We start from the raw sequence: 5,365 nt of genomic DNA on the forward strand, positions 1-5,365 counted from the left end.
TCCTGAATCCGGGCAGAGGCAAGCGACCCCGCCATCAGGCCGAATCGCTCACGAATCCCTTCACTCTAGCGAAGCCCGCTGGATCGAGAGCTGTCGAATGCGCCGCCGCCCACAGGCTTCAGCCTTCCCGGCCCAGGCCCTCAAGGTCACTGGTGTCCATGGCGTAGCGATGGAAGGCGGCCCGCAGTTCACGCAGTTCGTCCGCGCTGACCCGGCCGGGGCGCACATGAATCTCCAGATCGCGGCCCCGGCTGTTCACCCGTTGCACGGCGCCGATCTTGCGCACCCAGCCAAAGAAGGCGGTCTCATCACCCGCCGAGTGAAAGATCGGGCCGCGCACGACCAATAACGCCAAGCTCAGCTCCACACGTCGAGATGGAACAGCTTCTTGTGCTCCTCGATGGCGTAGCGGTCTGTCATTCCGGCGATGTAGTCGCAGACCACCCGCGCGCGCCCGGCCTGATCGCGGGGTTCGGCGCGGGCGAACCATTCGGCCGGCAGTACGTCGGGCTCGGCCATGAACAGCTGGAACATCTCGGCCAGCATCCGGCGCGCCTGGCTGCGGGTGCGGTTGACCTTCCAGTGGCGATACATCCGCTCCAGCAGGAACAACCTCAGCTGGGCCAGATCCTCCAGCATATCGCGGGAGAAGGCGACCAGGGCGTGTCCCAGCACCCGGACCGCTTCCGGAGACGTCACATGCCCGGCCGCCGCCCGCCGGCGGGTCTCGGTCAGCACGTCGTCGACCATGGCCCCGATCATCCGCCGAACAGCCTCGAGCCTAAGGATGCCGGGTTCGCAGGTCGGGTAGTCCCGCCGGGCGCTGATCACGTGCGGTCCGATCAGCGGCACCTCGGCCAGCTCATCGAGATTGAACAGCCCCGCCAGCACCCCGTCGTCCACGTCGTGGTTGTTATAGGCGATGTCATCGGCCAGGGCGGCCACCTGGGCCTCCGCCGACGCCCATGTGTCGAGGCGAAGCCCGTACTGGGCGTCAAACTCCGAGATGGCGCTCCAGGACGGCTTCGCAAGCTGGTCGATAACCGGCCCGTTGTGCTTGATCACCCCCTCCAGGGTCTCCCAGGTGAGGTTCAGGCCATCGAATTCCGGGTAGCGGCGCTCCAGCCGGGTGACCACCCGGAACGTCTGCACATTGTGATCAAACCCGCCGTAGCCCTGCATCTGGATCTGCAGTTCGTCCTCGCCGGCATGCCCGAACGGCGGATGGCCCAGGTCATGAGCCAGCGCGATAGTCTCGGCGAGATCGGCGTCCAGCCCCAATGCCGTCGCCAGCGAACGGGCAATCTGGGCAACCTCCAGCGAATGGGTCAGGCGGGTGCGGAAGTGGTCGCCCTCGTGCGCCACGAAGACCTGGGTCTTTTCCTTGAGCCGGCGAAAGGCTGTTGAGTGGATGATCCGGTCGCGGTCGCGGGCGAAGTCCGTCCGGGTGCGGCTATGGGCCTCCACGACCTTCCGGCCGCGCGAGGCGACGGGGTCTTCGGAATAAGGCGTGCGGCTTGGTATGGAGGATGTCATCAATTCATTCTATAACACGGCCACTTGGTCGAAGCCGTCCACGCCCTCATATAGTCCAGCAAGGACATTCGTCTAACAGGCCATGACCACAACAGACCTCACCCTCTCGCCGTCCGCGGCCAAACGCATCCACGCCATCGGCGCCGCCGAGGGCCGCCCCGTGATGCTGCGGGTGGCCGTCGAGGGCGGCGGCTGCTCGGGCTTCCAGTATCAGTTTGACCTTGTCGACGTGGTCCAGCCCGACGACATGAAGATCGAATGTGACGGGGCCGCTGCGGTCGTTGACGAAATGTCCCTGGCCTTTCTCAAAGGCTCCGAGATCGACTTCATCGACGAACTGGCCGGCGCCGAGTTCAAGATCCGCAACCCCAACGCCAAATCGAGCTGCGGATGCGGGGTCAGCTTCTCCGTCTAGCGGCGGGTTATCTAGAATTGGGGGCCGGTTTTCCGCCCGCAACACGCTCCGAACATATGAGGGCGCCCGCTCTAGCTTTCGCGGCTATCCGACAGCATCTTCAGCATCTCGCTGGTAAAGATCGACCCGGTCAGGCGGCCGCCCCGCTCGGCGCCCGGCACGCCGTCCGTGCCATTGAGAATCAGGGAGATCAGCGCCTGTTGCTCCTGCTGGCGTGTCAACAGGTCGCCGGACGCCACGCGGATGAAGCCCTCGTCCACAGCAAGCTCGCGGGCGCTGGGGTTGATATCGCCAGAGCCGCCGCCCCGCGTCAGGTTGGCGTACACCTCACCCACGGTCGCAGCACGGCCGTCGCGGTAGAAGATCGAGCGATTGGCGCGCGCTGCGTCGGGAAACAGCGAGGCCGCCGATGCGCCCGGCTGGCTCTGCACAGCCTCGATCAATCGCGCCGAGCCCTGCGGGCCCAGAAAGTGCGCCGCATAGAGTTCGCCGCCGGTGGGCGCGCGCCCCACGCGGCCCTTCAGGTAGGAAGCGTGATCCGAGGTCAGCTCCCCGGCCATCAGGGACGCGGCGTGCGGGTCCAGTCGCAGGTCCAACACGGCCTTGCGCGCCTCGCCACTGACCCGGTAACGACCGTCAGAACCGCGGCTGATCAGGTCTGCGTACTGGCCATAACCGTGCCGCGCACCATGCTGTTTCAGTGTCGACAACCAGGTCTGTTCGACAAACTGGAACAAGCCCGCCGCCGAGGAGGTCGAGGCCTGCGCCTTCGGATTGAAACTGCTTTCCCGATGCGCGGTCTTCATCAGGAATCCGAAGTCCACCCCCGTCGCCTTGGCGGCGCGATTAATGGCAGCTTCAACAATGCCCCGGATACCCTGGACGCTCATGGGCAGGAACATCGGCGATCATGGTTAACGATGGGTTAGTCATAGGCAAAATCTGCCGCGCCGTCTCGGAGACGCCCGCTACTCAATAGCTCTTCGGCAGACCAAGCACGCGTTCGGCCAGATAGTTGAAGATCATTTCGCGGCTGACCGGCGCGATGCGGGCGATCATGGATTCCCGAAGGTAGCGCTCCACGTCATATTCCTTCGCATAGCCCATGCCGCCGTGGGTCAGAATCGCCGCCTCACAGGCGTTGAAGCCCGCTTCGCCGCCCAGATACTTGCCCGCATTGGCCTCGGCCCCGCACTCGCGACCGGCGTCATAGAGTGCTGCGGCCTTGAAGATCATCAGATTGGCCGCTTCCAGGTCCGCCCAGCACCTGGCCAGTGGATGGGCGATACCCTGGTTCTGGCCGATGGGCCGACCGAACACCACTCGCTCCCGGGCATAGGTTGTGGCTCGCTTGAGCGCCGCACGACCCAGGCCTACCGCCTCCGCCCCGATCAGCACCCTTTCGGGATTCAGCCCCTCCAGCAGGTAGTAGAAGCCGCGGCCTTCCTCGCCTACCAGCGCATCGGCGGGCACGTGCAGGTCATCGATAAACACGGCGTTCGACTCGATGGCCTTTCGGCCCATCTTTGGGATCGGTCGCGCCTGAATCCTCTCCCGGTCAAAGTCCACGTAGAACAGGCTGATGCCGTCCGTGGGTTTCTTCACCTCCGCCTTCGGCGTGGTGCGGGCCACGATCAGCATTTTGGTCGCGCGCTGGGCCATGGAGGTCCACATTTTTCGGCCCGAGATCACATAGCCGTCGTTGGTGCGCACGGCCCGTGTGGTCAGGCTGGTGGTGTCCAGCCCCGCATCCGGCTCGGTGACGCCGAAGCACATCCGGTCCTCCCCGGAGATCAGGCGTGGGATCAACCGCTGCTTCTGTTCCTCGGTGCCGAACCGGGCCAGCGGCATGGGGCCGAAGATGTTCAGGTGCAGCGCACTGGCCCCGGAAAAGCCTGCCCCGCTTTCGGCTACAGCCTGCATCGCAATGGCGGCCTCGGTGAGACCCAGGCCCGATCCGCCGAGTTCCACCGGCATCGCCGCGCCCAACCAGCCCCCTGCCGCCATCGCGGCGACAAACGCCTCGGGGAAGTCGCCAGTCTCGTCCGTGCGCCGCCAGTACTCGGCGTCGAAATCCTCGCAGAGCCTGAACACACTGTCGCGGATCGCCTGCTGTTCGTCGGTGAACCAGAAACCGTTCATCCGCCCCCTCCCCGATGAATTCCGAAGCGCCCTGGATCAAACGCCGCAGCATACGGCCCCGGATCGCGGTCGGTCACAAAGGCCGCCACCATACGCGCGACCAGCGGCGCCAACAGCCAGCCATTGCGCCGCGCGCCAGCGGCCAGCACAACGCCCGGCGCGGCGCCGGGGCCTACCATAGGCAATCCGTCAGGCGTAGCAGCCCGGACACCCACCTGAACCTTGAAGGACTGATCTCTCAACGCCGGAAACAGTCTGAGCCCGGTAGCAAGCACCGGATCGACCACCGACTGATCAATGTCGACGTCGGACAACCCAGGTTCCATGGTCGCACCGAACACCATATCGAGCCCCGGCGCCGCATATACCCCTTCACCACGAACCACCGTGCCTTCGGCCGATCCGTTTACCCGAACCAACTGGCCCTTGATCGGCGCAAGCCAACCCAGCTCAGGCGTCAGATGGGGCAACGCCCAGCCTGTCGCCACGACCAGAATATCGGCCCCGCCCCGCTCCAGAACCGCGCCCTCCCGGAAAACCACGCCCGCCCCAGCGGCAGCGGCGGTCAGGCGGTCAAGCGCCGGGCGCGGATCGACCCGCCAGTCCTCCCGCGTCAGCAACGCGCGGCGTCCGGTCATCGCAAGCCCGGGGGCGAGCGCCCGCGCCGTTTCGGCGTGGAGCGCCATCGGCGCAAGGCCCAGGTCGCCGAACCCCGCCTCGACCTGATCCAGCCAACCCTCGCCGCCAACAGCCAACGCACCCGACCGGTCCAGCACAATGCCCGCCCGCTGCGCCAGTTCCGGCCAGAGGTTCCTGGCCGCCATCATGAGGTCCAGATGCGGCCGCGAAACAGGATCCAGCACCGCCTCGAACACCGGCCCGATCATGCCGGCGGCCATCCCGGAGGCATTGCCGCCGCCGCGATCCCACACGGTCACCGCGCAGCCCGCGTCTGCCAGAGCCAGCGCTGATGTCAGCCCGAACACGCCCCCCCCGGCGACAGTGACTGCGGGCTTTCTGCTCATGCCCCTAACGAGACGCTGCGGACGGGAAAATCAAGGGCGCTTGTCAGACGGTCGCCAGGACCACATGGCGATTGCAGCCTGCATCGTGGCCGCATAGGTTCGGGTCCGGAACGGTTCGCATCGGCCAAAGCGCCGGGACATTTCCCCGATGACGCACACCGGGCATAGACCTGCCATCGGGGGATTGTAGAAGACGCCGTACGCTTTGAGGGGGACGCCTTAAGTTGATACGCGATTTTCTGGTCTG

The 5,365-nt window shown here is 65.7% G+C and carries 6 protein-coding genes; 1 reads left to right on the top strand and 5 read right to left on the bottom strand.

Translation table 11 applies throughout. From position 1 onward, the window contains the following. Nucleotides 1-118: 118 nt before the first annotated feature. Nucleotides 119-355: a hypothetical protein gene (locus ACIQ42_RS15505; RefSeq protein WP_397403505.1), complete on the bottom strand. Its 237-nt coding sequence runs from the start codon at nt 353-355 to the stop codon at nt 119-121. 2 nt (nt 356-357) lie between these two features. Then, complete coding sequence (locus ACIQ42_RS15510; protein ID WP_397423152.1) at nt 358-1,536, bottom strand: deoxyguanosinetriphosphate triphosphohydrolase; 1,179 nt, start codon at nt 1,534-1,536, stop codon at nt 358-360. Between the two features lie 82 nt (nt 1,537-1,618). Between ACIQ42_RS15510 and erpA the strand changes: the two genes are divergently transcribed. Further along, on the top strand, nt 1,619-1,951 hold the full coding sequence (gene erpA / locus ACIQ42_RS15515) for an iron-sulfur cluster insertion protein ErpA (protein ID WP_397403508.1): 333 nt from the start codon (nt 1,619-1,621) through the stop codon (nt 1,949-1,951). A gap of 71 nt (nt 1,952-2,022) precedes the next feature. Here erpA and ACIQ42_RS15520 read toward each other — a convergent pair whose 3' ends face one another. The 3 genes from ACIQ42_RS15520 to ACIQ42_RS15530 all read right to left on the bottom strand — a co-directional run bounded on the left by ACIQ42_RS15520 (nt 2,023) and on the right by ACIQ42_RS15530 (nt 5,118). Next, a complete protein-coding gene (locus tag ACIQ42_RS15520; RefSeq protein WP_397423153.1) occupies nt 2,023-2,853 on the bottom strand; it encodes a transglycosylase SLT domain-containing protein in 831 nt (276 codons plus the stop codon). A 70-nt stretch (nt 2,854-2,923) separates the two neighbouring features. Beyond that, nucleotides 2,924-4,093, bottom strand: a complete 1,170-nt coding sequence (locus ACIQ42_RS15525) for an acyl-CoA dehydrogenase family protein (RefSeq protein WP_397403512.1) — start codon at nt 4,091-4,093, stop codon at nt 2,924-2,926. Further along, nucleotides 4,090-5,118 (bottom strand): NAD(P)/FAD-dependent oxidoreductase, encoded by a 1,029-nt coding sequence (locus ACIQ42_RS15530; RefSeq protein ID WP_397423154.1) that lies wholly within the window; start codon nt 5,116-5,118, stop codon nt 4,090-4,092. Before ACIQ42_RS15530 ends, ACIQ42_RS15525 begins: the two co-directional genes overlap by 4 nt. Nucleotides 5,119-5,365: the final 247 nt, after the last annotated feature.

The organism is Phenylobacterium sp. (assembly GCF_044372605.1).
In the GTDB taxonomy this organism is placed as follows: Bacteria; Pseudomonadota; Alphaproteobacteria; order Caulobacterales; family Caulobacteraceae; genus Phenylobacterium.